At 70.6% G+C, this 25,247-nt stretch carries 10 protein-coding genes and 5 pseudogenes (1 of these 15 running past the window's edge); 7 read left to right on the top strand and 8 right to left on the bottom strand.

Annotation, left to right across the window (positions count from 1 at the left end):
* Window positions 1-9,096: the beginning of a type I polyketide synthase gene (locus BN1555_RS00070; protein WP_093796797.1), read on the bottom strand. 19,368 nt of this gene lie to the left of the window's left edge; 9,096 of the gene's 28,464 nt are visible here — the first part of the coding sequence; it begins with the start codon at window positions 9,094-9,096; the stop codon falls past the left edge of the window.
* A gap of 187 nt (window positions 9,097-9,283) precedes the next feature.
* The gene (locus BN1555_RS00075; protein ID WP_093796799.1) at window positions 9,284-10,315 is read right to left on the bottom strand and encodes a GDP-mannose 4,6-dehydratase; all 1,032 of its coding nucleotides are present in this window, start codon (window positions 10,313-10,315) and stop codon (window positions 9,284-9,286) included.
* 276 nt (window positions 10,316-10,591) lie between these two features.
* Here BN1555_RS00075 and BN1555_RS00080 point away from each other — a divergent pair, with 276 nt between their 5' ends.
* The 4 genes and pseudogenes from BN1555_RS00080 (at window position 10,592) to BN1555_RS00095 (ending at window position 16,005) form a co-directional block, all read left to right on the top strand.
* Entirely contained in the window at window positions 10,592-12,349 is a 1,758-nt protein-coding gene (locus BN1555_RS00080; protein ID WP_093796801.1) for an ABC transporter ATP-binding protein, read from the top strand.
* Between the two features lie 159 nt (window positions 12,350-12,508).
* Window positions 12,509-14,358: pseudogene (locus BN1555_RS00085) on the top strand (ABC transporter ATP-binding protein).
* A gap of 13 nt (window positions 14,359-14,371) precedes the next feature.
* Entirely contained in the window at window positions 14,372-15,241 is an 870-nt protein-coding gene (locus BN1555_RS00090) for a metallophosphoesterase family protein (RefSeq protein ID WP_176709893.1), read from the top strand.
* On the top strand, window positions 15,238-16,005 hold the full coding sequence (locus tag BN1555_RS00095) for a 4'-phosphopantetheinyl transferase family protein (protein WP_093796805.1): 768 nt from the start codon (window positions 15,238-15,240) through the stop codon (window positions 16,003-16,005). The genes BN1555_RS00090 and BN1555_RS00095 overlap by 4 nt, the downstream gene beginning before the upstream one ends.
* Window positions 16,006-16,118: 113 nt before the next feature.
* On the opposite strand, the pseudogene BN1555_RS38365 reads toward BN1555_RS00095, so the two are convergent.
* Window positions 16,119-16,289 (bottom strand): annotated as a pseudogene (locus BN1555_RS38365) (ATP-binding protein); the annotation flags it as partial.
* 66 nt (window positions 16,290-16,355) lie between these two features.
* Here BN1555_RS38365 and BN1555_RS00105 point away from each other — a divergent pair.
* Window positions 16,356-16,817, top strand: a pseudogene (locus BN1555_RS00105) (IS6 family transposase); the annotation flags it as partial.
* A gap of 36 nt (window positions 16,818-16,853) precedes the next feature.
* Here the strand turns inward: BN1555_RS00105 and BN1555_RS39805 are convergent.
* Both BN1555_RS39805 and BN1555_RS00115 read right to left on the bottom strand, forming a co-directional pair.
* The gene (locus BN1555_RS39805) at window positions 16,854-17,561 is read right to left on the bottom strand and encodes a transposase (RefSeq protein ID WP_369689021.1); all 708 of its coding nucleotides are present in this window, start codon (window positions 17,559-17,561) and stop codon (window positions 16,854-16,856) included.
* Between the two features lie 299 nt (window positions 17,562-17,860).
* Window positions 17,861-19,846, bottom strand: coding sequence for a choice-of-anchor P family protein (locus tag BN1555_RS00115; RefSeq protein WP_255305788.1), 1,986 nt, complete (start codon window positions 19,844-19,846; stop codon window positions 17,861-17,863).
* 552 nt (window positions 19,847-20,398) lie between these two features.
* Here BN1555_RS00115 and BN1555_RS00120 point away from each other — a divergent pair.
* Together BN1555_RS00120 and BN1555_RS00125 are read left to right on the top strand one after the other, a co-directional pair.
* A complete protein-coding gene (locus BN1555_RS00120; RefSeq protein WP_093796813.1) occupies window positions 20,399-21,553 on the top strand; it encodes a cytochrome P450 in 1,155 nt (384 codons plus the stop codon).
* Between the two features lie 296 nt (window positions 21,554-21,849).
* Window positions 21,850-23,033, top strand: a pseudogene (locus tag BN1555_RS00125) (IS110 family transposase).
* Window positions 23,034-23,051: 18 nt separating this feature from the next.
* Here BN1555_RS00125 and BN1555_RS00130 read toward each other — a convergent pair.
* The 3 genes and pseudogenes from BN1555_RS00130 to BN1555_RS00140 form a co-directional block, all read right to left on the bottom strand.
* Window positions 23,052-23,452: pseudogene (locus BN1555_RS00130) on the bottom strand (transposase); the annotation flags it as partial.
* 143 nt (window positions 23,453-23,595) lie between these two features.
* Window positions 23,596-24,198: a hypothetical protein gene (locus BN1555_RS00135; protein WP_093796815.1), complete on the bottom strand. Its 603-nt coding sequence runs from the start codon at window positions 24,196-24,198 to the stop codon at window positions 23,596-23,598.
* Window positions 24,199-24,586: 388 nt separating this feature from the next.
* Window positions 24,587-24,781, bottom strand: a complete 195-nt coding sequence (locus BN1555_RS00140) for a hypothetical protein (RefSeq protein WP_093796817.1) — start codon at window positions 24,779-24,781, stop codon at window positions 24,587-24,589.
* Window positions 24,782-25,247 lie beyond the last annotated feature (466 nt).

Here is a 25,247-nt window from a genome sequence, read left to right on the forward strand (position 1 = left end):
GTACTGGCCGACGCCCGCGGTGTGCACCACGCCGGTCAGGGGCAGTTCGTCCGGGACGGCGGCCAGCACGGCGGCCAGCGCGTCCCGGTCGGCGGCGTCGCAGGCGACGATCCCGACGCGGGCGCCCAGCTCCTCCAGTTCGGCGCGCAGGGCGTCGGCGCCGGGGGCGTCCGGGCCGCGGCGGCTGGTGAGGATGAGGTTCTCGGCGCCGGAGCGGGCCAGCCAGCGGCCGACCTCCGCGCCGAGGCCACCGGTGCCGCCGGTCACCAGCACGGTGCCGCGGGCGGTGAACTCATCGGTGGCGGAAAGGGTTTCGGCGGCGTGCCGGACGAGACGGCGGCCCAGGGCCCCGCCCGCGCGGAGCGCCACCTGGTCCTCGCCGTCGGGGGCGTGCTTGACGGCGAGGACGCCGGCGAGGCGCTGCGCGGTCCGCTCGCCGAGCGTCTCGGGCAGGTCGACGAGCCCGCCCCAGAGCCGCGGGTGCTCCAGGGCCGCGGTCCGCCCGAGCCCCCAGGCCGCGGCCTGCGCGGGGTGGGTGAGGGGATCGGCGGGCCCGGTGGACACGGCGCCGCAGGTGGCCGTCCACAGCCGTCCGTGGGATCCCGTGTCGTGGAGTGCCTGGACGAGTGCGAGCGTCAGGGTGAGGCCGTGGCTGAGCGGCGCGTACGCGCCGGAGGGGCGCTCGTCCAGCGGGAGCAGGGAGAGCACGTTGGCCGCGCTGTCGAAGCCTTCGGTGGCTTCGAGCCGGGCGGCGAGCACCCGCCGGTCGGCACACGCGGCGTCCAGGGCGAGGCGGTGCACCCGCGCGCCGTGCGCGCTCAGGGTGTTCGCCAGCTGCTCGACGAGCTCGCCGGCGCCCCCGGCGTCCTCGGCGCCACCGGTGACGAGCAGCCAGGTGCCGTCGAGGACCGGGGCGGCGGGCTTGTTGAGCTGCGCCCATTCGACACGGTAGCGCAGCGCGTCCAGCCGGGACTTCTCCTGCTTGCCGCGCCACCAGGAGGTCAGCGCGGGCAGCAGGGAGCCGAGGGAGTCGTGCTCCTGCTCGCCCAGGCCGAGGATGGCGGCCAGCTCGTCGGCGTCGCCGCGCTCGACGGCGGCCCACAGCCGCTGGTCGGCGGGGTCGGCGCCGTTCGGGGCGGCGGCTGCGGCGGGCAGTTGCGGCCAGTAGAACTCGTGCTGGAAGGCGTAGGTGGGCAGGTCGACGCGGCGGGCGCCGCTGTCGGCGAAGTAGGCCGTCCAGTCCACCGTGACGCCTTGGACCTGGAGCCGGGCGAGCGCGGTGGTGACGGCCAGTTCCTCGCCGCGGTCGGCGCGGCAGAGCGGGACGAGTTCGGCGTCGTACGTGTCGCCGAGGGTGTCCTGGGCCATGGCGGACAGCGGGCCGTCGGGGCCCAGTTCCAGGAAGGTGGTCGTGCCGGCGTCGCGCAGGGTGCGGACGCAGTCGGCGAAGCGGACGGTGTCGCGGACGTGGGTGACCCAGTACTCGGCCGAGCACACCTGCTCGTCGGTGGCCAGGGCGCCGGTCAGGTTGGAGACCAACGGGATGCGCGGTGCGTGGAAGGTGAGTCCTTCGACAACGGTGCGGAACGCGTCGAGCATTGCGGCCATGCGCGGCGAGTGGAAGGCATGGCTCACCCGCAGGCGCTTGGTCTTGCGCCCGAGCTCGTCGAACGCGGCGGCGATCCCCAGGACGGCGTCCTCGTCGCCGGAGACGACGACGGAGTCGGGTCCGTTGACGGCGGCGATCGCCACGGCGTCCTCGCGGCCGGCCAGCAGCGGGGTGACCTCGTCCTCGGTGGCCTGGACGGCGACCATCGCGCCGCCCGTGGGCAGCGCCTGCATCAGCTTGGCGCGGGCGGCGACCAGGGTGCAGGCGTCCGTGAGCGACAGGACGCCGGCGGCGTGGGCCGCCGCGAGCTCGCCGATGGAGTGGCCGGCGACGAAGTCCGGCTTGATGCCCCAGGACCGTACGAGACGGAACAGCGCGACCTCGACGGCGAACAGCGCGGGCTGGGTCCAGCCGGTCGTGTCCAGCAGGGCGGCCTCGTCCGTGCCGTCGGCCGCGAACAGCACCTCGCGCAGGGGGCGGTCGAGCAGCGGGTCGAGGTCGGCGAAGACCGCGTCGAGGGCCTCGGCGAACATCGGGAAGCGCTCGTAGAGTTCGCGCCCCATGGCGGCGCGCTGGCTGCCCTGGCCGGTGAAGAGCATCGCGGTCCGGCCGCGCCGGGTCGCCTCGCCCTCGATCACCCCGGCGTCGGGGCGGTCGGTGGCCAGTGCGGTGAGGGAACGCAGCAGCCCGGCGCGGTCCCCGGCGAGCACGGCGGCCCGCTGGTCGAACCGGGTGCGGGTGGTGGCGAGGGAGAACGCCCCGTCCAACAGGTCGAGTTCGGGGTGCGCCTGCACGTAGGAGAGCAGGCGTGACGCCTGGCCGCGCAGGGCGGCGCGGGTCCGGCCCGAGATCAGCCACGGCGTGGTCGCGGGGGCGTGGCCCGGGGTGGTGCGCTCCGGGGCGGTGGCGGCCGGGGCCTGTTCGACGATGGTGTGGACGTTGGTGCCGCTGATGCCGAAGGAGGAGACGCCGGCGCGGCGGGGGCGGCCGGTCTCGGGCCAGGGGGTCGGCTCGGTCAGCAGCTCGACCGCGCCCGCCGTCCAGTCCACGTGCGAGGACGGGGCGTCGACGTGCAGCGTCTGCGGCAGCACACCGTGGCGCATTGCCATGATCATCTTGATGACACCCGCCACACCGGCCGCAGCCTGTGTGTGGCCGATGTTCGACTTCACCGAACCCAGCAGCAGCGGACGCTCCGGGTCGCGGTCGCGCCCGTACGTCGCCAGCAGCGCCTGCGCCTCGATCGGGTCACCCAGCGACGTGCCGGTGCCGTGCGCCTCGACCACGTCCACGTCCTCGGCCGACAGCCCGCCACTGGCCAGCGCCTGGCGGATCACCCGCTGCTGCGACGGGCCGTTGGGCGCGGTCAGGCCGTTGGACGCACCGTCCTGGTTGACCGCGCTGCCGCGCACCACGGCCATGATCTCGTGTCCGTTGCGCAACGCGTCCGACTGCCGCTCCAGCACCAGCATGCCCACGCCCTCGGACCAGCCGACACCGTCGGCCGACTCGGAGAACGCCTTGCACCGGCCGTCGGCCGAAAGACCGCGCTGCCGGGAGAAGTCCACGAACACCGTCGGCGTCGACATCACGGTCACGCCGCCGGCCAGCGCCAGCGAGCACTCCCCGCTGCGCAGGGCCTGCATCGCCCAGTGCATCGCCACCAGCGACGACGAGCACGCCGTGTCCACCGTCACCGCCGGCCCCTCGAGACCGAGGGTGTACGACACCCGGCCCGACGCCAGACTCGCCGAGCTGCCGCTGCCGCGGAAGCCCTCGAACTCGGGGGCGGCCAGCACCGCGCCGTAGTCGCTGTACATCACACCGGCGAACACGCCGGTCGCACTGCCCTTGAGCGTCACCGGGTCCATGCCGGCCCGCTCGATCGCCTCCCACGACGCTTCGAGCAGCAACCGCTGCTGCGAGTCCGTCGCCAGCGCCTCGCGCGGGCTCATCCCGAAGAACGCGGGATCGAACTCACCCGCGTCGTGCAGGAAGCCGCCCGAGCGCGTGTACGCCGTACCGGCGTGGTCCGGGTCTGGGTGGTAGAGCGACTCGATGTCCCAACCGCGGTTGGTCGGGAAGCCGGATATGACGTCCGCGCCCTCGGTGACCAGTCGCCACAGGTCCTCGGGCGAGGTCACGCCGCCCGGATAGCGGCAGCTCATCCCCACGACCACGATCGGGTCGTCCGCCTCCGCGGCGCCGCGTCCGGCCGCGGGCAGCGCCACGGCCACCTCGGCACCGAGCAGTTCTTCGAGGATGTATCCGACCAGGCTCCGCACGGTCGGGTAGTCGAAGACCAGCGTGGCGGGCAGCCGCAGCCCGGTCACGGTGTTGAGCCGGTTGCGGAGCTCGACCGCGGTGAGCGAGTCGAAGCCCAGCTCACGGAAGGCACGCCCGGGGTCGATGTCCTCGCCGCCCGCGTGGCCCAGGACGAGGGCGGTCTGGCCGCGCACGAGGTCGAGCAGCAGGTCGAGACGCTCCTCCGTCTCCAGCCGGTTCAGCTTCTGCACGAGGCCACTGGCCGTGCTCGATCCGGCGACGGAGGCACGGCGGGTACGGGTGCGGATCAACGAGCGCAGCAGCGGCGGGACTTCGCCCCGCGCGCGCAATGTCGGGAGGTCCAGCCGCACGGGTACGACGACGGGCTCCGAAGTGGACTGCGCCACGTCGAAGAGCGCCACGCCCTGCTCGGGCGTCAGCGCCCGCACGCCGGAGCGGGCGTGCCGGTCCGCCTCGGTCTCGGCCAGGGTGCCCGTCATGCCGCCGGTGCGGTCCCACGGGCCCCAGGCCAGGGACAGGCCCGGCAGTCCCTCGGCCCTGCGGCGCTCCATCAGCGCGTCCAGGAAGGCGTTTCCTGCCGCGTAGTTGCCCTGACCCCCGCTGCCGATGACGCCGGCGACGGAGGAGAAGACCACGAACGCGGTAAGGGCGTGGTCCTGTGTCAGTTCGTGCAGGTTCCACGCCGCGTCGGCCTTGGGCCGCAGGACCGCGTCCAGCCGCTCCGGCGTCAGCGAGCCCAGCACACCGTCGTCCAGCACACCGGCGGTGTGGATCACCGCGGAGACGGTGTGACGTGCCAGCAGGTCGGCCAGCGCGTCCCGGTCGGCGACGTCGCACGCCTCGACCGAGACCTCCGCGCCCAGCTCCGTCAACTCGCCCACCAGGGCTTCGGCGCCGTCGGCGTCCGCACCCCGGCGGCTCACCAGCAGCAGACGGCGCGCACCGTGCTCCGTGACCAGGTGGCGGGCCATCACCGCGCCGAGACCACCCGTACCACCCGTGATCAGGACACTGCCGTCGCCGTCCCACACCGGGTCGGCGGCGATCTCGCCCAGCGCCCTGCGCACCAGCCGCCCGGCCAGGACGCCGCCGTCGCGCACGATCGTCTGCGGCTCGTCCAGGTCCAGCGCCGGCAACGGCAGGACGACCGGCCCCACCGGATCGAGGTCCACCAGGCCGAAGCAGCCCGGATTCTCCGACTGCGCCGACCGCACCAGGCCCCACACCGCGGCCGCGGCCACGTCGGTGCCACCGACCGCGCCGCGCGTCACGAACACCAGCCGTGACGCGGCGAACCGCTCGTCGGCGAGCCAGGACTGCGCGGATGCCAGGGCTTCGGCCGTCAGTGTGTGGGCGGACCGCGCCACGTCGGCGCCGGTCCTGCCGTCGAGGGTCACCAGGACGACGGCGGGCACGGGCCCGTCGGCCGCCGCCAGCTCCGTCAGATCCCGGTACGCGGCGGCGGTGAGCGCCCCGTGCCCGACGAGTCCGAACGCGTCGGGGCCGACCAGGGCGACGGACTCGGGAGCGGTCGCCCCCTGCCGTACGGACACCCAGTCCAGGCCGAACAGCGCGTCACGCGCGGCCGTGGCGGCGGAGTCGAGCTGCTGGGCGGCGACCGCCCGCAGCACCAGCGACTCCACGGAGACCACGGGCGCGCCGGAGGCGTCGGCGACCTGGATCGCGATCGAGTCCTCGCCGGCCGGAGTCAGCCGCACCCGCAGTGCGGTGGCTCCGGTGGCGTGCAGGGACACGCCCTCCCAGGAGAAGGGCAGCCCGCCGCGGCTGTCCGCGCCGAGCTCGACGAAGGACGCGGCGTGCAGCGCGGCGTCCAGCAGTGCGGGGTGCAGTCCGAACGTGTCCGCTCCGGTGTCGCCGCCCTCGGGCAGTGCGACCTCGGCGTAGACGTCGCCGTCGTGCCGCCAGACGGCCCGCAGACCCTGGAAGACCGGGCCGTAGGCGAAGCCCTCCTCGGCCAGCCGGTCGTAGACGCCCTCGACGGACACGGGCCGGGCCCCGGCGGGGGGCCACTGCGCGGCGTCGAATCCGGCGCCGTGCCCGGCGGTCTGCTCGTCGACGGCCAGTACGCCGGTGGCGTGCCGGGTCCAGGCGTTCTCGTCGCTCTCCTCGGGCCGGGAGTAGATGTCGACCGTGCGGCGGCCCGAGTCGTCGGGGTTGCCGATCCACAGCTGGACCTGGATGCCGCCCTGCTCGGGCAGGACCAGGGGCGCGGCCAGGGTCAGCTCCTCGACCCGGTCGCAGCCGACCTCGTCACCCGCGCGGACGGCGAGTTCGAGGAAGGCGGTGCCGGGGAGCAGCGTGATGCCGCGCACGGCGTGGTCGGCGAGCCACGGGTGGGACTGGAGCGAGAGGCGGCCGGTGAGCAGCACGCCCTCGGAGTCGGCGAGCGAGACGGCGGCGGCGAGCAGCGGGTGGTGCGCGGCGCCGAGCCCGGCCGCGCGCAGGTCGGCCGACTGGCTCTGGGCGCCGCCCTTGGGCCAGTACCTGCGGCGCTGGAAGGCGTAGGTGGGCAGGTCGTGGCGGCGGGCGCCGGTGCCGGCGAAGTACTCCGTCCAGCGGACGGCGGTGCCGCGTACGTACAGCCCGGCCAGCGCGGTGGTGAGGGCGTGGGTCTCGGAGCGGCCGGCGCGAAGGGTGGGGAGCGCGGTGGATCCGTCGGCTGCGGCGGCATCCAGGCAGTCCTGGGTCATCGCGGACAGGACGCTGTCGGGGCCGAGTTCGAGGAAGGTGGTGACGCCGTGGCCGGTGAGCCAGCCGATGCCGTCGGCGAACCGGACGGCCCGGCGGACGTGGTCCACCCAGTAGTCGGCGGAGGTGACCTGCGCGACGGTGGCGGGCTCGCCGGTGAGGTTGGAGACGAACGGCAGCAGCGGGGCCTGGAGGGACAGCCCCGACACGACCGCGCGGAACTCGTCGAGCATCGGCTCCATGAGCGGTGAGTGGAAGGCGTGCGAGACGGCGAGGCGTTTGGTTCTGCGGCCCTCGGCCTCCAGGCGGGCGGCGATCTCGGCGACCGCGTCCTCCTCGCCCGCGAGGACGAGCGAGCGGGGGCCGTTGACCGCGGCGACGGACACGGTGTCCCGGTGGCCGGCCAGCAGCGGGGCGACCTCGCCCTCGGTGGCCTGTACGGCGATCATCGCGCCGCCCGCCGGCAGTGCCTGCATCAGGCGGCCTCGGGCGGTGACGAGCACGGCCGCGTCGCTCAGGGAGAGCACTCCGGCGACGTGGGCGGCGGTGATCTCACCGATGGAGTGGCCGGTCAGGTAGTCGGGCTTGACGCCCCAGGACTCCACCAGGCGGTACAGCGCGACCTCGACGGCGAACAGCGCGGGCTGCGCGTACTCGGTACGGTTCAGCGCCTCGGCGTCCTCGCCCCAGAGCACCTCGTGCAGGGGGCGGTCCAGCAGCGGGTCCAGGGCGGCGAAGGCGGCGTCCAGCGCGTCGGCGAAGACCGGGAAGGCGGCGTGCAGTTCACGGCCGGCGCCCAGGCGCTGGGAGCCCTGGCCGGTGAAGAGGAACGCCAGCTTCCCCTCGCCCTGGGCGGCGCCGCGCACCTGGTCGGCGGCTTCGCGGTCCTCGGCCAGCGCGGTCAGTCCGGCGAGTGCCGTGTCGCGGTCGGCGGCCATGAGTACGGCGCGGTGCTCGAAGCCCGCGCGGGTGGTGGCCAGCGAGTAGGCGACGTCCAGGGGGGTCGCGGCGGGCCCGGACTCCAGCGCGGCCGCCAGCGAGGCGGCCTGGGCGCGCAACGCCTCGCGGGTCCGTCCGGAGACCAGCAGCGGCACCGGGCCCCGGTGCGTGACCGTGTCGTCGTCCTCGCTCACGGGGGCGGGCGGGGCCTGCTCGACGATGGTGTGCGCGTTGGTGCCGCTGATGCCGAACGAGGAGACGCCGGCCCGCCGGGGCGCGCCGGTCTCGGGCCACGGGCGGTTCTCGTCGAGGATGCGGACCGCACCCTGCGACCAGTCGACGTGCGACGAGGGCTCGTCGGCCAGCAGGGTCCGCGGCAGCACTCCGTGCCGCATGGCCATGACCATCTTGATGACACCGGCGACACCGGCCGCGGCCTGGGTGTGGCTGATGTTGGACTTGACGGAGCCGAGCAGCAGCGGCCGGTCCTCTTCGCGTCCCTGGCCGTAGGTCGCGAGCAGGGCCTGTGCCTCGACCGGGTCACCGAGTGTGGTGCCGGTGCCGTGCGCCTCGACGGCGTCGACCTCGGACGCGGAGAGCCGGGAGTTGACCAGGGCCTGCCGGATGACCTCCTGCTGGGAGGGGCCGTTGGGGGCGGTGAGTCCGTTGGACGCGCCGTCCTGGTTGACGGCGGTGCCGCGTACGACGGCGAGGACCTCGTGGCCGTTGCGCCTGGCGTCGGAGAGCCGTTCGAGCACGAGGACGCCCACGCCCTCGGCCCAGCCGGTGCCGTCGGCGGTGTCGCCGAAGGAGCGGCAGCGTCCGTCGGCGGAGAGGCCGCCCTGGCGGCCCATCTCGATGAAGGTGCCGGGGCTGGACATGACGGTGACGCCGCCGGCCAGTGCGAGGGTGCACTCCCCCGCGCGCAGCGCCTGGGTGGCGAGGTGGACGGCCACCAGGGAGGAGGAGCAGGCGGTGTCGACGGTGACGGCGGGGCCGACCGTGCCGAAGGTGTAGGAGATGCGTCCTGACAGCACGCTGCCGGTGTTGCCGGTGAGCTGGAACCCCTCCGCGCCGTCGGCGGGGCCGACCCGGTAGTCCTGGGCCATCGCGCCCATGAACACACCGGTCTGGCTGCCCTTGACCGAGGTCGGATCGATACCCGCGCGCTCGAAGGCCTCCCAGGCCGATTCGAGCGCGACCCGCTGCTGGGGATCCATGGCGACGGCTTCGCGCGGCGAGATGCCGAAGAAGTCGGCGTCGAAGTCGGGGGCGTCGTGGAGGAAGCCGCCGGACCGGGTACTGGACGCGGAGAGCGCCTCGGTGTCCCAGCCGCGGTCGGCGGGGAAGTCGGAGATGCCGTTCTCACCGGCTTCGACCAGGCGCCAGAGGTCTTCCGGGCTGCTGACGCCGCCGGGGTAGCGGCACGTCATGCCGATGATGGCGATCGGCTCCTGGGCCGCCGACTCCAGCTCGTTGACGCGCTGCCGCGTCCGCCGGAGGTCCGCAGTAGCAAGCTTGAGGTAGTCCCGGAGCTTCTGTTCGTTGTCCATCTCAACTCAACCCATCTCGACAGCCAGTGGCCGAACATGAATCACGCGGGGGCATCTCGCGCTCGCCGTGCAATACGAAAAAATTGGAAATCCACATGGCTTCGCAGCCGTTCAGCAGGAAGCCATGTGGCGAGTGTCGTACGAACCGCGACGGGAATTCCCTAGTCCTTTGCGGCCCTTCGGACGGCTACCAGTTGGAGGCCAGCAGAAGGTCCCCGTATTCGTGTTCCCGGGAGACCTGATTCAGGTCGGAATCGACCATCATGCACATCAGCTCGGGGAAGTCGACGGTGGGCTTCCAGCCGAGCTGGGCGCGGGCGTGCCCGCTGTCGGCGCAGAGGACCTCCACCTCGGCCGGGCGCACCAACGCCGGGTCGATGACGACGTAGTCCTGCCAGTCCAGGCCCACGTGGTCGAAGGCGATGCGTACCGCGTCGCGCACGGAGTGCATGGTGCCGCTGCCGATCACGTAGTCGTCCGGCTCGTCGGGCCGGAGCATGAGGTGCATCGCGCGGACGTAGTCGCCGGCGAAGCCCCAGTCGCGTACCGCGTCGATGTTCCCCAGGTGCAGCTTCTCCTGGAAGCCGAGCTTGATGCGGGCGACAGCCAGGGATATCTTCCGGGTCACGAATTCCGAGCCGCGGCGCGGGGACTCGTGGTTGAAGAGCATGCCGGAGACGGCGTACATCCCGAAGGACTCACGGTAGTTGCGGGTGATGAAGTGCCCGTACGCCTTGGCGGCGCCGTACGGGCTGCGCGGGTGGAACAGCGTCGACTCGCGCTGCGGAGTCTCGGCGGCCTTGCCGAACATCTCCGAGGACGACGCCTGGTAGAAACGGATCTGGCCGCCCGAGGTGGTGCGCGAGCCGTTCAGGCCGCTCACCATCCGGATGGCCTCCAGGACACGCAGCACACCCATGCCGTTGACCTCGGTCACCAGCTCGGCCTGCTGCCACGACATCGGCACGAACGAGATCGCGCCGAGATTGTAGACCTCGTCGGGCTGCACGGTGTCGACGGCGGAGACCAGGCTGCCCTGGTCCATCAGGTCGCCGTCCACGAACGAGAGCTCGGAGACGAGCCGGCTGACCCTCGACTTGCGCGGGTTGGCCTGACCTCGGTTCAGCCCCCAGACCTCATAACCCTCGGCCAGGAGATGCTCGGCCAGATAAGAACCATCCTGGCCGGTAATACCGGTGATCAGTGCACGCTTGGTCATACGAACCCCTTCTCGACCACGGAGAGACCGCCCAAACGCACAGCTCGGTCGACGACCCAGCATCGAATACGCTTCATGTCCGGACGATAGACATCGGCACGCTCGCAAGCCGCCGGCCACGGTGTCAAGAAATCCCGGGCTTACTAGGGAATTTCCGAGTCGGGGCCCCGCGCGGAAGGCCGGAAGGGGCAGAACACTAGTAATTTTCGACTCCGCGATGGGGTGCACTGTGTGCGTCGGCGTTCGGGCCGGCTCTGCCAACCGGAGCGTCTTTCCGTGCTGCTGAGACTTCTGCGTACCCATGTGCGCCCGTACCGGCGCGCCGTCGCGCTGCTGATCCTTCTGCAACTGGTCCAGATCCTCGGGACGCTGCTGCTGCCGACGCTGGGCGCGGCTCTGATCGACAACGGCGTGGTCGCCCGCGACAACGGCTACATCGCCCGGCTCGGCGGCCTGATGGTCGCGGTGGCCTTCGTCCAGGTCCTCGCGGCGGTCGGCGCGGTGTCCCTGGCCGCCCGCACCGCGATGGCGATGGGACGCGACATCCGGTCCGTCGTCTTCCGCCGGGTGCTGGACTTCTCCGCCCGTGAGGTGGGCCGCTTCGGAACGCCGTCGCTGCTGACCCGCACGGTCAACGACGTCCAGCAGGTGCAGACGCTGGCCCAGTCGGGCTTCGGCATCGTGGTGGCCGCGCCCCTGATGTGTCTAGGCAGCGTCGTGCTGGCGCTCCGCCAGGACGTCCCGCTGGCGCTGATCCTGGTGCTGCTGGTGCTGGTCGTCGGCGTGGCGTTCGGTCTGCTTCTGGCCCGTATGGGCGCCCTCTACGCCCGCATGCAGACCGGTCTGGACCGGCTCGGCCGGATGCTGCGCGAGCAGATCACCGGGGTGCGCGTGGTGCGCTCCTTCGTCCGGGACGGCTACGAGCGCGAGCGGTTCGCCCGTACCAGCACGGAGCTGTTCGATGTCTCGCAGCGGGTCGGCCGCCTCATCGCGTCGATGCTGCCCGTGGTACTGCTCCTCATGAACGCCTTCACGGTCGCGATCCTCTGGGCGGGCGCCCACCGGATCGACGGCGGGGCGATGCGCATCGGCGCGCTCAGCGCGTTCCTGATGTATCTCTCACTGATCCTGATGTCGGTCGTGATGGTCGCGTTCGTGTTCCTCTCGGTGCCCCGCGCGCGGGTGTCCGCCGCGCGCGTCCAGGAGGTCGTGGGGACGTCGCCGAGCGTCGTCCGGCCGTCCCTGCCGGTGCCTGCCGCGTCGGACGCGGCGGGCCATGTAGAGCTGCGCGGCGCGGAGTTCCGCTACCCGGGCGCCGAGAAGCCGGTGCTCCAGGGGATCGGTCTGAGCGCCGGTCCCGGGGAGAACGTGGCGATCCTCGGCTCCACGGGCAGCGGCAAGACGACACTGCTCAACCTCGTGCTGCGGCTGTTCGACGCCACCGAGGGCTCGGTGCGGGTCAACGGCGTCGACGTCCGGGAGCTGAATCCCGAGGACCTGGGCCGGACCGTGGGCTTCGTCCCGCAGCGCCCGTATCTCTTCTCCGGGACCGTCGCGACCAATCTGCGCTTCGGCGACCCGGACGCCACCGACGACGAGTTGTGGCGGGTCCTGCGGATCGCCCAGGCCGATACGTTCGTCGCGAACATGCCCGACGGGCTCGACACCGAGATCTCCCAGGGCGGCACGAACGTCTCGGGCGGCCAGCGCCAGCGGCTCGCCATCGCGCGCACCCTGCTGCGGCGGCCCGCCGTCTACCTCTTCGACGACTGCTTCTCCGCGCTCGACCACGCCACGGACGCCGCGCTGCGGACCGCCCTGACGCCGGAGACCGCCGGGGCGACCGTGATCACGGTCGCCCAGCGGATCGCCCAGGTCCAGTACGCCGACCGCATCGTGATCCTCGACGCCGGCCGGGTCGTCGGCACGGGTACCCACGACGAACTGCTGCGCGACAACGCCACCTACCGCGAAATCGCCCTCTCCCAGCTCACCGAGGAGGAGACCGTTCATGGTCTCGCCGGACGGCCGTAGGGCCTGCCTGAGAAGTCACCCCCGGCCGGCGGCGCCCGGTGCGCACCCGCGCCACGCCGTCGCCCCGTCCGCGCTCGCGCGGGACACGGCGGACGCCGTCTCCCGCGCGCTCGCGCACCGGGCGCCGCGCACCACGTCCCGCGGGCGAACGGCGGGCCGGTGAAGACACTCCCCGAGCAACCCGAGAAGCGCGGCACGGGCCGCCGCCTGCTCGGCCTGCTGCGCCCGCACCGCCCCCGCATCGCCGTCGCGCTCCTCGTGGGAATCGTCGGGATCGTACTCAACGCGTTCGGTCCGCTCCTGCTCGGCAGGGCCACCGACCTGGTCTTCGACTCCCTCCTTGACGGGTCGGACATCGACTTCGACGCGGTCGGGCAGCTGCTGCTGATCCTGCTCGCGCTGTACGGCGCGGCCTCGCTGTTCATGCTGGCGCAGGGCCGGCTGGTCGCGGCCGTCGTCCAGCGGGTGGTCTTCGACCTGCGGCAGAGGGCCCAGGACAAGCTCGGGCGGCTGCCGCTGCGCCACTTCGACCGCAATCCCGCGGGCGAGGTGCTGAGCCGCACCACCAACGACGTCGACAATCTCCAGCAGACCCTCCAGCAGACCCTGGCCGAGCTGATCACCTCGGTCTTCTCCATCATCACCATGCTCGTCCTGATGCTGGTCGTCTCGCCGTCGCTCGCTCTGGTCATGCTCGCCGGCGTGCCGGTCTCCGGGGTGCTCGCCGCGTGGATCAGCAAGCGCGCCCAGCCCCGCTTCACGGACCAGTGGGACGCCAACGGCTCGATGAACGCGCAAGTGGAAGAGGTCTACACGGGCCATTCCCTGATCAAGGGGTTCGGCAGGCGCGAGCAGGCCGAGGAGCGGTTCGACAAGCTCAACGACGTCCTCTTCCGGGCCGGCGCCAAGGCCCAGTTCGCCTCGGGCACCATCGAGCCCGCCATGATGTTCATCGCCAACCTCGGCTACGTGGCCGTGGCCGTGGTGGGCGCCTGGAAAGTGGTCAGCGGCGAGCTGACCCTCGGGGACGTACAGGCGTTCATCCTGTACTCCCGGCAGTTCAGCCAGCCGATCGTGCAGGTCGCCGCGGTGGCCGGCCGTCTCCAGTCCGGGATCGCCTCGGGCGCCCGGGTCTTCACCCTGCTCGACGCCGAGGAGCAGAGCCCCGACCCTTCGCGTCCGGCGCGCGCCCAGGCGGCGGCCGGGCGGGTGGAGTTCGAGGGGGTGTCGTTCCGCTACTCCCCCGACAGACCGCTGATCGAGGACCTCTCGCTGACGGTCGAACCCGGCAGCACGGTGGCGATCGTCGGCCCGACCGGGGCCGGCAAGACCACGCTCGGCAATCTCCTGCTGCGCTTCTACGAGGTCGACGGGGCCGGATCCTGCTCGACGGCACGGACATCGCGACGATGACCCGCGACGGCCTGCGCGCGCAGTTCGGTCTGGTGCTCCAGGACACCTGGCTGTTCGGCGGCTCGATCGCCGAGAACATCGCCTACGGCCGCGCCGGGGCGACGCGTGAGGAGATCGTGGCCGCGGCGAGCGCCACCTGCGCCGACCGTTTCATCCGTACGCTGCCGGACGGCTACGACACCGTGCTGGACGACGAGTCCGCCGGGGTGAGCGCGGGCGAGAAACAGCTGATCACCGTGGCCAGGGCCTTCCTCGCGAAGCCCGCGGTGCTGGTGCTCGACGAGGCCACGAGCTCCGTCGACACCCGCACCGAGGTGCTGATCCAGCGCGCGATGAACACCCTGCGTGAGGGCAGGACCAGCTTCGTCATCGCGCACCGCCTCTCCACCATCCGCGACGCGGATGTCATTGTGGTCATGGAATCGGGCAGGATCGTCGAACGCGGCACTCACGACGAGCTGATCCGTGAACAGGGCGCCTACGCCCGCCTGTACGACGCCCGCACCCAGGGCCCCGCCCGGCCCGCCGGGAACGACGGGCAGCCGGTGGCGGGCGCCCTGCCGGCGGGATCGGCGCACCAACCCGACCCTGTGTGAGCGAGCCCGACCGATGAGCGATAAGGACCGTACTGTGCCTGCCGGAAAACTCCTCGCCGTGAGCGATCTCCATGTCGTGTACGACGACAACCGCACGCTGGTCGAGAAACTGCGCCCGGCCTCGGACGACGACTGGCTGATCGTCGCGGGCGACGTCGCCGAGAAGTTCGCCGACGTCGAGTGGGCGATGCGGCTGCTCAGCGGCCGGTTCTCCCGGGTGATCTGGGCTCCGGGCAACCACGAGCTGTGGACCCACCCGCAGGACCCGTGCGAGCTGCGCGGCGAGGAGCGTTATCTGCGGCTGGTCCGGCTCTGCCGGGAACTGGGCATATCCACCCCCGAGGACCCCTACCCCGTATGGAGGGGCGACGGCGGGCCGGTGGTGGTCGCGCCGCTGTTCGTCCTCTACGACTACTCGTTCCTGGCTCCCGGAGCCACGACGAAGGAGGAGTCGCTGCGGCTCGCCCACGAGTCGGGCGTGGTCTGCTCCGACGAGTACTTCCTGCACCCCGACCCCTACCCCAGCAGGGACGCCTGGTGCCGGTCCCGGGTCGAGGAGACCGAGCGCCGGCTGTCGGCCGTCGATCCGTCGCTGTCCACGGTCCTGGTCAGTCACTATCCGCTGGTCCGCGACCCCACCCGCGTACTGCACTACCCGCAGTTCGCACAGTGGTGCGGCACGGAGCTGACCGCCGACTGGCATGTGCGCTTCCGCGCCGCCGCCGTCGTCTACGGCCACCTCCACATCCCCCGGGTCACCCGCCACGACGGGGTGCGCTTCGAGGAGGTGTCGGTCGGTTATCCGCGTGAGTGGCGGGCGCGCCCGCCACGGACACCGCTGCGCCAGATCCTGCCGGAACCGGCCAGACAGGCCGCCCGGTGATCGGCTCGGTGCTGCCCGCCGAGGTGGCGGCCGAGGTGGCGTACGACGACGCGCGCGCACCGGACGACAAGCTGTTCCCGCAGGAGATGGCGCTGATCGAGCGCTCGGTGCCCAAGCGGCAGCAGGAGTTCACGACCGTACGGTTCCTGGCCAGGCGTGCGCTGCGCAGCCTGGGACAGCAGCCCGTGCCGCTGCTGCCCAACCGGCGCGGGGCGCCCCAGTGGCCGCAGGGCATCGTGGGCAGCATGACGCACTGCGACGGCTACCGCGCGGCGGTCGTGGCGCGGTCCGACACGACCGCCGCGCTCGGCATCGACGCGGAGCCGGACGCTCCGCTGCCCGACGGCGTGCTCGACACCATCGCGCTGCCGCACGAGATCGCCCTGATCGGCTCGCTGACCGCCCGGCACCCCGGCATCAGCTGGGACCGGCTCGTCTTCAGCGCCAAGGAGAGCGTCTTCAAGGTGTGGTACCCGCTCACCGGACGCGAACTCGACTTCTCCGAGGCGCAGATCGACATCAGCCCGGTCGAGCGGACCTTCCGGGCGCGGCTTCTGGTGCCGGGACCGCTCGTGGCGGGCGTCCGCGTCGGTGAATTCCACGGCCGGTGGACCGCCGGGCGCGGCCTGGTGGCAACGGCCATCCATCTGACCCACGCCGCACCGCAGACCCGCGTCACGGCGGCCCGCACGGACAGGCGTGACGAGGGGACGGCCGCCACCGCGCTCCAGGTCCCGCCGGACCGGAGTGACGACAGGGTGTAGTCACGCGCGGGCAGCGCCCGGAAATCCCCCGGCCACGAGCTTCGCAGGATTCACTCCGCCGCCTCGATTCATGAGTCGATCCCTGGGAACCCAGCTCATGGATGTCTCGGTGGGATCCGCGCGGTGACCACGGCTCCGCCGTCCGTGTGCATCAGCGCGTTGGTCATCAGCTCGTCGGCGGCCAGCTCGATCTCGTCCGCACGTTCCTGGGCGCCCCAGGCCCCCACCGCCGCGCGGATCATGTGCCGCGCCGAGCTCAGCGCCTCCGGATCACTCTGCGCGACAGGCGCTGTCGCGTTGGCTGACCGGGTGGGATGACCTTCGGGTCGATCATGGTGGAGGGGTTGTCCGTGGGCAGCGCGTCGCCGTCGTACAAGGGGCACCGCTGCCCGGTCGAGGCCATCTCCCGCTGCGTGTGGCTGTACTTCCGCTTTCCGCTGTCGTTTCGCGAGGTGGAGGAGCTGATGCTCCAGCGCGCGTCATCCTCTCCTGCGAGACCGTGCGCCGCTGGTGCGCCAAGTCCGGGCAGGCCTGCGCGGCCGCCGGCCCCGGCCCGGGGACAGATGGCATGTGGACGAGGTGCTCATCAAGGTCAACGGCGAGCTGAAGTATCTATGGCGAGCCGCCGACGCCGGCGGCAACGTCCCCGGCATCCCCGTGCGGAACCGGCGGGACAAGGCCGCCGCCAGGCGGTTCTTCCGCCACCTGACGATGAAGACGCGTGCAGTGCCGCGGGGGGCCGTCACCGACAAACTGCGCTCCCACAGCGCCGTGTCAACGGCGAGGTCATGCCTTCCGTCGAGCACCGCGCGGGACTGACACGAAGACGACCCCCTCATCGGGGTGGTTCAGGCGGTGATCGGTTCGAAGCGGATGGTCAGTCCGAGGCTGTTGGCCTCCTTGATCATGCGGTGCATGGCGCGTTCGGGATCTCGGCGGGTGAAGTGGTCGGCGCCGGGTTCTCGGTAGGGCGCGTGGTCATGCAGGACGTGCCAGATGGCGATGGCGAGTTTGTGCATCACGGCGACCAGGGCGCGTTTGCCTCCTCGTCTGGCCGCGGTCCTTCGGAAGAAGACACCGAGGTAGGAGTCCTTCTTCCTGATGGCGGCCATCGCGGCGATCCCGAGCAGACGTCTGAGGTTCTTGTTCCCGGGGCGGGTGCGTCCGGAGCGGTTCACTCCGGCCGACTCGTTCTGTCCGGGGCAGACCCCGATCCAGGACACGAGGTGAGGTTCCCCCGCTGCGCGGGAGGTGTTGATCAGCTGGTCAAGTGAGGTTTGCGGGGTTTCGGGCCTTGACCCAAGGCCCCATCCCCGCCTCCGGCTTGGAAGTCCGTGCCTGCTGGACGTCCAGGCTGGTCTACCCAACGCAGACCGTGACCAATCGGGCGATCCACCACTTCGCCGAAACCCTGCCCCGAGAAGACCATCGTGCCCACCTACGAGACCTTCCACCGCTTCACCGCCGGCCTCCGCCACCTCACCCCCGCCCAGCCGCCGGCGCTCCCGCTGCGCGGTCCTGAACGCCTTCGTGCCCGACCTTCGCCCCGGCACCACCAGTTCCGTCCCGGGTTACGGAAAGCGCGCGAGTTCCCGGGATCCCGGAGCCGGAGAACGTCGAAGCCGGACGCCAGTTCCCTGCCTCCGGGGGCTGCCATGCGGGTTCGGCCTCCATTCCTGGGCCAGAGGAGTGCCCGTGCCTATCCGGGCGTACTCCCACTCATCCGGTGCGCCGGTGTCGACTGACGTTGTTTTTCGCTTCGTTGCCACGGTTCTTCTCCCGCGTCCCAGCAGGTGTCCTGCCGTGCCGGCTGGCGGTTCGGCACGGCAGGACGTGTTGCTGGTGCTCAGGCGTGTCAGGGGTTGGGACAGGGACCCGGTGTGGGAGTGAGTGAGGCCCTGGTGCCGCTGACGATGATGTGTACACCGGTCAGCAGTTTGACGTGCAGGGCGTTGACGACGATGCCCTTGCCGTTGCCGTACGGCTTCTGTTCGTTGAGGATCACGGAGCCGACGAGAGGGATGGTGATGCCGGTGTTCGGGGCGGGATGCGCTGTGATCGTGATGCCGGCCACCTTCGTGTCGGTCAGGACGGAGCTGCCGCTTGTGGATACCGGCCCGATACCGTCAGGCGTCACACTGCCGGTGGCAGTGGCGGTGGCGGTGACTTCCTTCGCGGAGATCGTCCCGCCCAGCAGGTTCACTTGCGCGGTTGTGGCTTTCGCCGTGGCGGTACGGGCACCGTTCGTGCCGACAGCTCCCTTTGCCGATGTCTGGATGACGCCGAGGGAGCCGAGCGAGCCCAGTGAGGCGTTGAGCAGATCGGCGTCGTCGGTCCCCGGTTCCTGCGTGCAGGTGACGTCGGACGGCGCGATGGGCGGCACCGCGTCGATAACAGCGTCGACCTTAGCGCTGTATGCGTGCGCGTCCATCAGCAGAGAACCGAAGGTGACAGTGGCGCAACCCGGCGCTTTGAGGCCGACACGCTCGGTGGTGGCTGCCGCGCAGAGGGTGTACGAGGCGCCGCGGGCCGAGGTCACTTCGACCTGGACGGTGCAAGCGTCCTGCCCGTCCGCGAGGTTTCCGGTGGCGGTGAGCCTGTCGTTGTCCGGGGAGATGGTGACGGTGCCGGCACCGCAGGTGGTCGTGGCGGTGGATGGGTCGGACACGACCAGGCCGGGGGGCAGTTGCTCGGTGAACGACCAGCCGTTCTTGGCTGCCTTCTCGCTGGTGTTGGTGACTGTGAGAGTGAGCGTGCTGCCTGCCCCGGCGGGCAGGGATGTGGGGCTGAAGGCGATGTCGAGCTGGGGGGTGGCGTCCAGGAGTCGGACGTTGTCGAAGGCGCCGTCGTTGCCTATGCCACTGGCCTGTGCGTTGATCAGTCGGATACCGGCTGAGGGGCCGGAGAACAGCACGGCGTTGTTGCCGGCGTATGTGCCCACGGAGGTTCCGTTGATGACCTGGTCCGGGTCGGTGCAGGGGTTGATCGGCGTGGTGAACGTCGGGATCGCGGTGCTGCCGTCGAGCAGGTAGAACTCCAGCAGTGGGTGAGCGGCGAAGCAGTTGCGTGCGGCCGCGTCGACCGAGAAGGTCAGGAACCGGTTCTCCCCCTCGAGCGGGATGGGCTTCACCGTCTCCAGCTCGACCTTGCCGGCCCCCGGATTGCCTTCGGTATAAGCAGCGACGGCATGGTTGGTGGCCGGGTCATCACCGGACCACTGTCCGAGCGCGCTTGCCATGGACTCCAGCGGCCCCCAGAACGGGCCGCAACCGCTGCCGGGCGGGCCGCTGTCGGGATTGAGGGGAGAGACGATCCACCCGTTGCATCCGGTCAGCCACGCCGGGTCGGCGGTGTACGTCTGGGAAAGCGGGGGTGTTCCGGTGTAATGGGTGATCAACCGAGGGACGGCGTCCTGCTCGTACTCGAAGTCTTCTTCGAACACCACGGCGGGCGCTTGCGGGACACCAGGACTGCCCGGCGCCATCTCCCGCGCCTGGGCAACGGTGGCCGGGCCAGTGAGAACCACTCCCATGGCCAAGGCCATGACGGTCATGAAACCGGTGCCGTGCATTGCGCGTCCGCGCGCCCCGCTTCCTGTCGCAGCTCTTCTTGACGGTAATCGCCTGTACATCTGTGTGTCCCTTCGTCGCGTGGCCGGCTGTCTCCACGACCGGCGGATGCCGTGTCCTGTCGATGCCGGGCAGGTGAGTACCCGAATACCCGGCGGATGCCGCCACCAGGAAGATGCCGGATCCATGATCTGCCTGGAATCGGGCACACTTTCGCCATCGGTGTACCGGAGTATGCCTGTGGTCGGGACAGTCTGGAGCTGTTCAAGCACCGCCGCAGGGGCGCACGCACAAGCGCAGGGTGCACATCCGGCGCGCGAACGTTCACGCTCCGGCGCGCCCCTCAGCATCGCTGGTTTGGCCGGTTTCACCGGTTCACCCGGTTCAGCCGGGTGTGTAGCGTCATGATGCAAGAGGTGGGCCCTGGCCGACCGAATTCATGTCACTGGGCTGATCGTGCGCTGCGACGTGCGGTGGCGGGCCGAAAGGTGCAAACCGGCCGGACAGCAGAGATCACCGACCAGAAGGAGGCCCACCATGTCCTGGATCACCACCGGCCTTCGTGCGTTCAGCGGTGAGAGGCGCGCACGCTGGCACGGGTACTTCGTCGGATACGGGCAGCAGGACTGACGCAAAGCGCTGCGCTACAGGAGGACAACAGTGGCGTGGGTCACAAGGTGTGTTCAGGTGCTCATCGGTGGGACGCGCGCTCGCCACGACGCATACGGCGACAGCCCCGGACGCAAAACCTAGACATCCCGCCGTACGGGAAGGGGTGCGTAGCCGGAGCCGCGCGTCCCTTCCCTCGGATTGCGGAGGACTTCGTGTTCCTGGACAGGCAGAGCCTTTGGCATCACCTTCGAAGGTGGGAGAGCCTGGCGGCGGACGCCGACGGCCCGTTCAGGCTCCGCTTCGGGACCCTGTTCGTCGCCGATGCGGAAACGGCCCGGGACGTGCTGGTCGATTTAGCTGACAAGTACGTGCCGCAGTCCGGGTTCTTCCGTCTGGGACCGGCGCCTCTGCCCCAGCCGCTACGGGCCGGGGCGTCACACGAACTGCTCAAGATCCTGGCCCGTCACGATCTCCGCTCGTCGTTCGACGTCGACTCCGCCCTCCACGAGGCAGGTGACAGGTGCGGCCGCCTGCGGCACCAGCGCTGGGGAGTGCAAGTAGTCCGGCGGTACTTCGCACCGGTGATAGCACACCAGCGGCACAGCGAAATCAACTCGCTCGTCGATGCTTACCTGACCTCGAGCATCGTCGCCGACGACATCGTCGGTCACGCGGTGAGGCGTTCCCACCGCTCCGTACCCGTCATCCGGGCCGGATTCACCGAGCAGCTGGCACGGCTGCCCGCACAGAGCGCCGACGCCCAGGACCTCGTCGACATGGTGATGCGCCTGCCCGGGCAACTCTCCCTCGCGGATCGCGCGCAGTTGCTGCAGCGGCTCGTCCTTGCCACCGTCGGCTTCACCGGCGTAACCCTCGAATGGGTGGTGCTGCTCGGCATTCAGCACGGGTACAACGATCCAGCGTTACGACTGGAACATGTCCGATCGCTGGTCAAAGAGGCGTTACGTCTCTGTCCGACGGCATGGCGGCTGGCCAGGGTGGCCGCCATTGATCACGAGATAGCTGGCGCTCCGGTGCGGGCAGGCGAACACATCCTGATCGGCACCCACGCGCTCCACCGGTCGGCGACCGTGTGGGACCAGCCACTGGACTTCCGTCCCACGCGCTGGGAGAAACCGACCCGCGATCAGAAGCGGTCCTACCTTCCCTTCGGGAAGGGGGAGGAGATGTGCCCAGCAAACGGATTTGCGGCCCAGGCTCTCGAGCACCTCAGCTACCTCGCCCTTCGTCACTACCAAGGGACCGTACGGCTCCGGAGGCGAAAGCCTCACGCCCGCACGCTCCTGGCTCCACCGGCGGGCTGGACCCGCCTCACCAGAAGAGCACAGGCGGAACGGCAGGACTGAGCCAAAGGGTTCCCGCGGGCCTACTCAGTGACCATAAAAGGATCATTCGGGAAGATGCCTCCCCCTACCTTCTTGGTGGCCCCGCAATGGAGCGCCCGGCCTTCGGAGTTGGCATGACTTTCTCCCCCTGTCGAACGCATGGCCTGGGGGGTGGTGTCATCGGCTCCGGAGGCATCGACAGACCGCTGATCAGGGGCGTGACCACCGGCTTCTTCGCAGGTCGGGAGGCTCTTCGCAAGGTGGGTATGGCGATCGGTGCCGTGGGACGGCCGGGTGAGGACGACCGGAGGACGCACATGATCGACATCAGCGACATCGGCGCCTTCCTCGGCCTGGACGTGGGCAAGGGCGAGCACCACGCCACCGCCGTCACGCCGACCGGGAAGAAGGCCTTCTGCAAGCGGCTGCCCAACAGCGAGCCCAAGCTCCGCGAGGTCTTCCGCAAGCTGCAGGCCAAGCACGGGACCGTGCTCGTCGTGGTCGACCAGCCGGCCTCGATCGGGGCCCTGCCTCCGGCGGTGGCCCGGGACATGGGCTGCCCGGTCGCTTATCTGCCGGGCCTGACGATGCGGCGGATCGCCGATCTCTATCCAGGTGAGGCCAGGACCGACGCCCGCGACGCCTTCGTCATCACGGACGCTGCCCGCGTCATACCCCACACACTCCGCTCGGTCGAACTCGAAGACGAGACCACCGCCGAGCTGGGGATGCTCGTCGGGTTCGACGACGACCTGACCAGTGAGGCGACGAGGACCAGCAACCGGCTACAGGGCCTGCTCACCCAGATCCACCCCTCTCTGGAACGCGTCCTGGGCCCGCGCATCCAGCACCCGGCCGTACTCACACTCCTCGACCAGTTCGGCTCCCCCGCACAGACCCGCAAGGCCGGACGCCGCCGGCTGGTGACCCTGCTGCGGCCGAACGGCTGGCCCAGAACATCTTCACTGCCCTGGACGAACAGACCGTCGCCGCCCCGGGAACCGACGCGGCCACACTGATCGCCCCCAGCCTCGCCGCTTCCCTGACCGCAGTCCTTGACCAGCGAAAACTCCTGGCCGGACGGATCGAGGAACTGCTGGATGCCCACCCTCTTTCCAAGGTCCTGACCTCGATGCCCGGCGTCGGAATCAGGACTGCGGCCCGCATCCTCATCGACGTCGGCGACGGCAGCGGCTTCGCCACCGCCGGCCACCTCGCCGCCTACGCCGGCCTCGCGCCCGTGACCCGGAACTCCGGATCCTCCATCCGCGGCGAACACCCCTCCCGCCGAGGCAACAAACAGCTCAAAAGAGCCTTCTACCTCGCCGCGTTCGCCTCGCTCTCACAACCCGAGTCACGCGCCTACTACGACCGCAAACGCCGCGAGGGCAAACATCACATCGCCGCCCTCATCGCACTCGCCCGACGCCGCATCGACGTCCTCTTCGCCATGCTCCGCGACGGCACCTTCTACCAGCCATCCACACCGGCTACGGCTTGACGAAGACCATAGAGGCACCTTTTGCCGGGCCCGCTCCTGGTCGGCGGCGGCTTCCTCAAGGGCGTCCATGACCTCCTTGCCGATGCACATCCCGGCGGCGTCATGGCGGGCCCGGCGGTCGTGGAGTCCACACCGACCAGGGACAAGTCCTTCTTCCCCTGTCGGACGGCCTCAGCGATCACGCCTTCCAGCAGCGCGGTGAACACGCCGGCGTCCCTCCAGACCCGGAAACGGCCGTAGACCGTCGACCACGGGCCGAACTCGCCAGGCATCTCCCGCCACTGGCTGCTGGTGCAAAACCGCCGGATCACCCCCTCGAACTGCTCCCGCAGCCGCTCGGGGTACGGGCCATGCTCGCCTATCGGCAGGAACGGCTCGATCAACTCGCATCGCTCATCGGTGAGTTGTCTACGCGTCACGATCGCCTTCCTACCGGATCCGCCTTCCAGACGGATCCGGATCGGCAGGATTGATCACGACATCACACAGGCCCTAACGCCGTGACCGGCCCCCGGGCCTTTCAAGGCCCGGGGAGGGCGGTCGATGCGTATTCCGTCTGCGGTTACCAGCCGGCCTTCACCTTGTTGTATGCGGTGCGGCATTCCACGTCCGGGGCTTCGGCTGCGAGCTTCGTCATGGCGCCCTGCCAGACCTTCTTGGCCAGGACTTCCAACTTGCGGGTTTCGGTGGGGATGGTGGGCGCGTACTTCTTGACCGAGCCCATCGTGGCGACGGCCCACTTGTTGCATGCCGGCGCAGCCGCGTTCTGCCAACGGGTGTCGAGGTCCTTGGCCACGACGGCGCCGTTGGCTGTGGCCCAGCTGTTCCACGCCGCGCAGGCACTCTCGGTGAGCTCCGCCTGTTCGGCTTCGGTCAGGTTGACCACCTCGCTCAGCAGGGCGTTCCAGGGCTCGTCGGGGACGGTGTAGCGGGTGGTGGGAAACTTCTCCTTGGTCTTGAAAATGGCCTCCGAGCATGCCGGAGGCAGGGGGGCGGCCTGCATCTGAACGCCCCCATTCAGCATCTGCGGAGCGGCGGTCAGAGATCGGGAGGCCGGGGCAGGCGGCTGGGCAGGAGCGGTGAGCGCGGGTGCCGAGGCAGCCAGGACTGCAGCGGAGGCCACCGCGGTCGTCAGAACGGTGCGCTTCGTGCGGCGAGAGGTCATGTTGATGCTCCCTTGCTTGAACGGGGTGGTTCGGGACGGACTGCCGCCCGATGACAAAGCGGACGCAGGCCGATATGGCACATGAGTGCTTCCTCGGCACATGGGTGGGTGATGTCGGGGCTCGGGGCAACCTGCTCCATGATGCTGGCCAGCGAGCACAGCAAGAAGACCTGCTGTTTCGGCATCCGTTTCGAGGGGACAGAGCCGACGTGCACTCGCCGGGCGATTAGCCGAGGCACCGGCGAGCACCCGGCTGGTTCGGGTCACCGGGCCATCTGGATCGCACACCCTGCGCGGAGGGTGAGTGTCTGGCCGACTCGCGGACAGTCGTCCTGGACTTGGGGACGCGTCCGGTCTCGCTGAAGGTCAACGCCACCCGTTAACCCGGTTACTGGAGGTGATGCCCCCCTTCGCCGGGAAAAGCGGAGACGCACGCGCGCAACGCGGGATCGGTGTACGTCGTGATTCGCCCGGCCCGCCTCCTGCCCGGCGTACCCGAGGGCGCGCTCACGGGCGTGTCCAGCCCCACGGTGAGCGTGTCGGCGCCGACCAGCGCGCCGAGCGATATGAGGAGCGTGCGCATGAGTCCCCTCTGGTGGTCACCAACGTCGCGTGACGCCTCGTCAAAACACTAGAGGCTCACGGCTGCCTGGGGGCGGTGTGTCCCCCGTGTGAGGGACGGCGCTTCGAGGCTCTGCGGGGCGCGTTCGAGCCGCTCTGCCGTCGGGCGCGCTGCCCTGGCTCCGGCGAACAGTCACAGCGACCTGACGGAGCAACCGAAGTCGGTGCGATACCGTGTCGGGAGTAGCCGGAACCGCCACGTCAGCCGACGGTACGAGTCGGCCGAATGCCTAGCAGGGCGCCCAAGCCACTACAGTTTCCGGGGACATGGCTACTGTGGGCGCTATCCGGCCGGCGGATGCCCGTTCCCGACCCCTCGCAGCGGCGCCACGCCCACCGATCGTACCTTTCCGGGCCGGGGGGCCTCGCGCTCCCCGGGCCCCGGGCGACCCGGACCGGACCCGCAGCAAACCACTCGCCGCCGCCCG

The organism is Streptomyces sp. Wb2n-11, from assembly GCF_001049855.1.
In the GTDB taxonomy this organism is placed as follows: domain Bacteria; phylum Actinomycetota; class Actinomycetes; order Streptomycetales; family Streptomycetaceae; genus Streptomyces; species Streptomyces altiplanensis.

Bases quoted from the DNA above. Each gene is read 5' to 3' on its own strand.
- BN1555_RS00075 (WP_093796799.1), bottom strand. From the start codon at position 10,315: ATGACCAAGCGTGCACTGATCACCGGTATTACCGGCCAGGATGGTTCT.
- BN1555_RS00090 (WP_176709893.1), top strand. From the start codon at position 14,372: ATGAGCGATAAGGACCGTACTGTGCCTGCCGGAAAACTCCTCGCCGTG.
- BN1555_RS00135 (WP_093796815.1), bottom strand. From the start codon at position 24,198: ATGACCTCTCGCCGCACGAAGCGCACCGTTCTGACGACCGCGGTGGCC.
- BN1555_RS00140 (WP_093796817.1), bottom strand. From the start codon at position 24,781: ATGCGCACGCTCCTCATATCGCTCGGCGCGCTGGTCGGCGCCGACACG.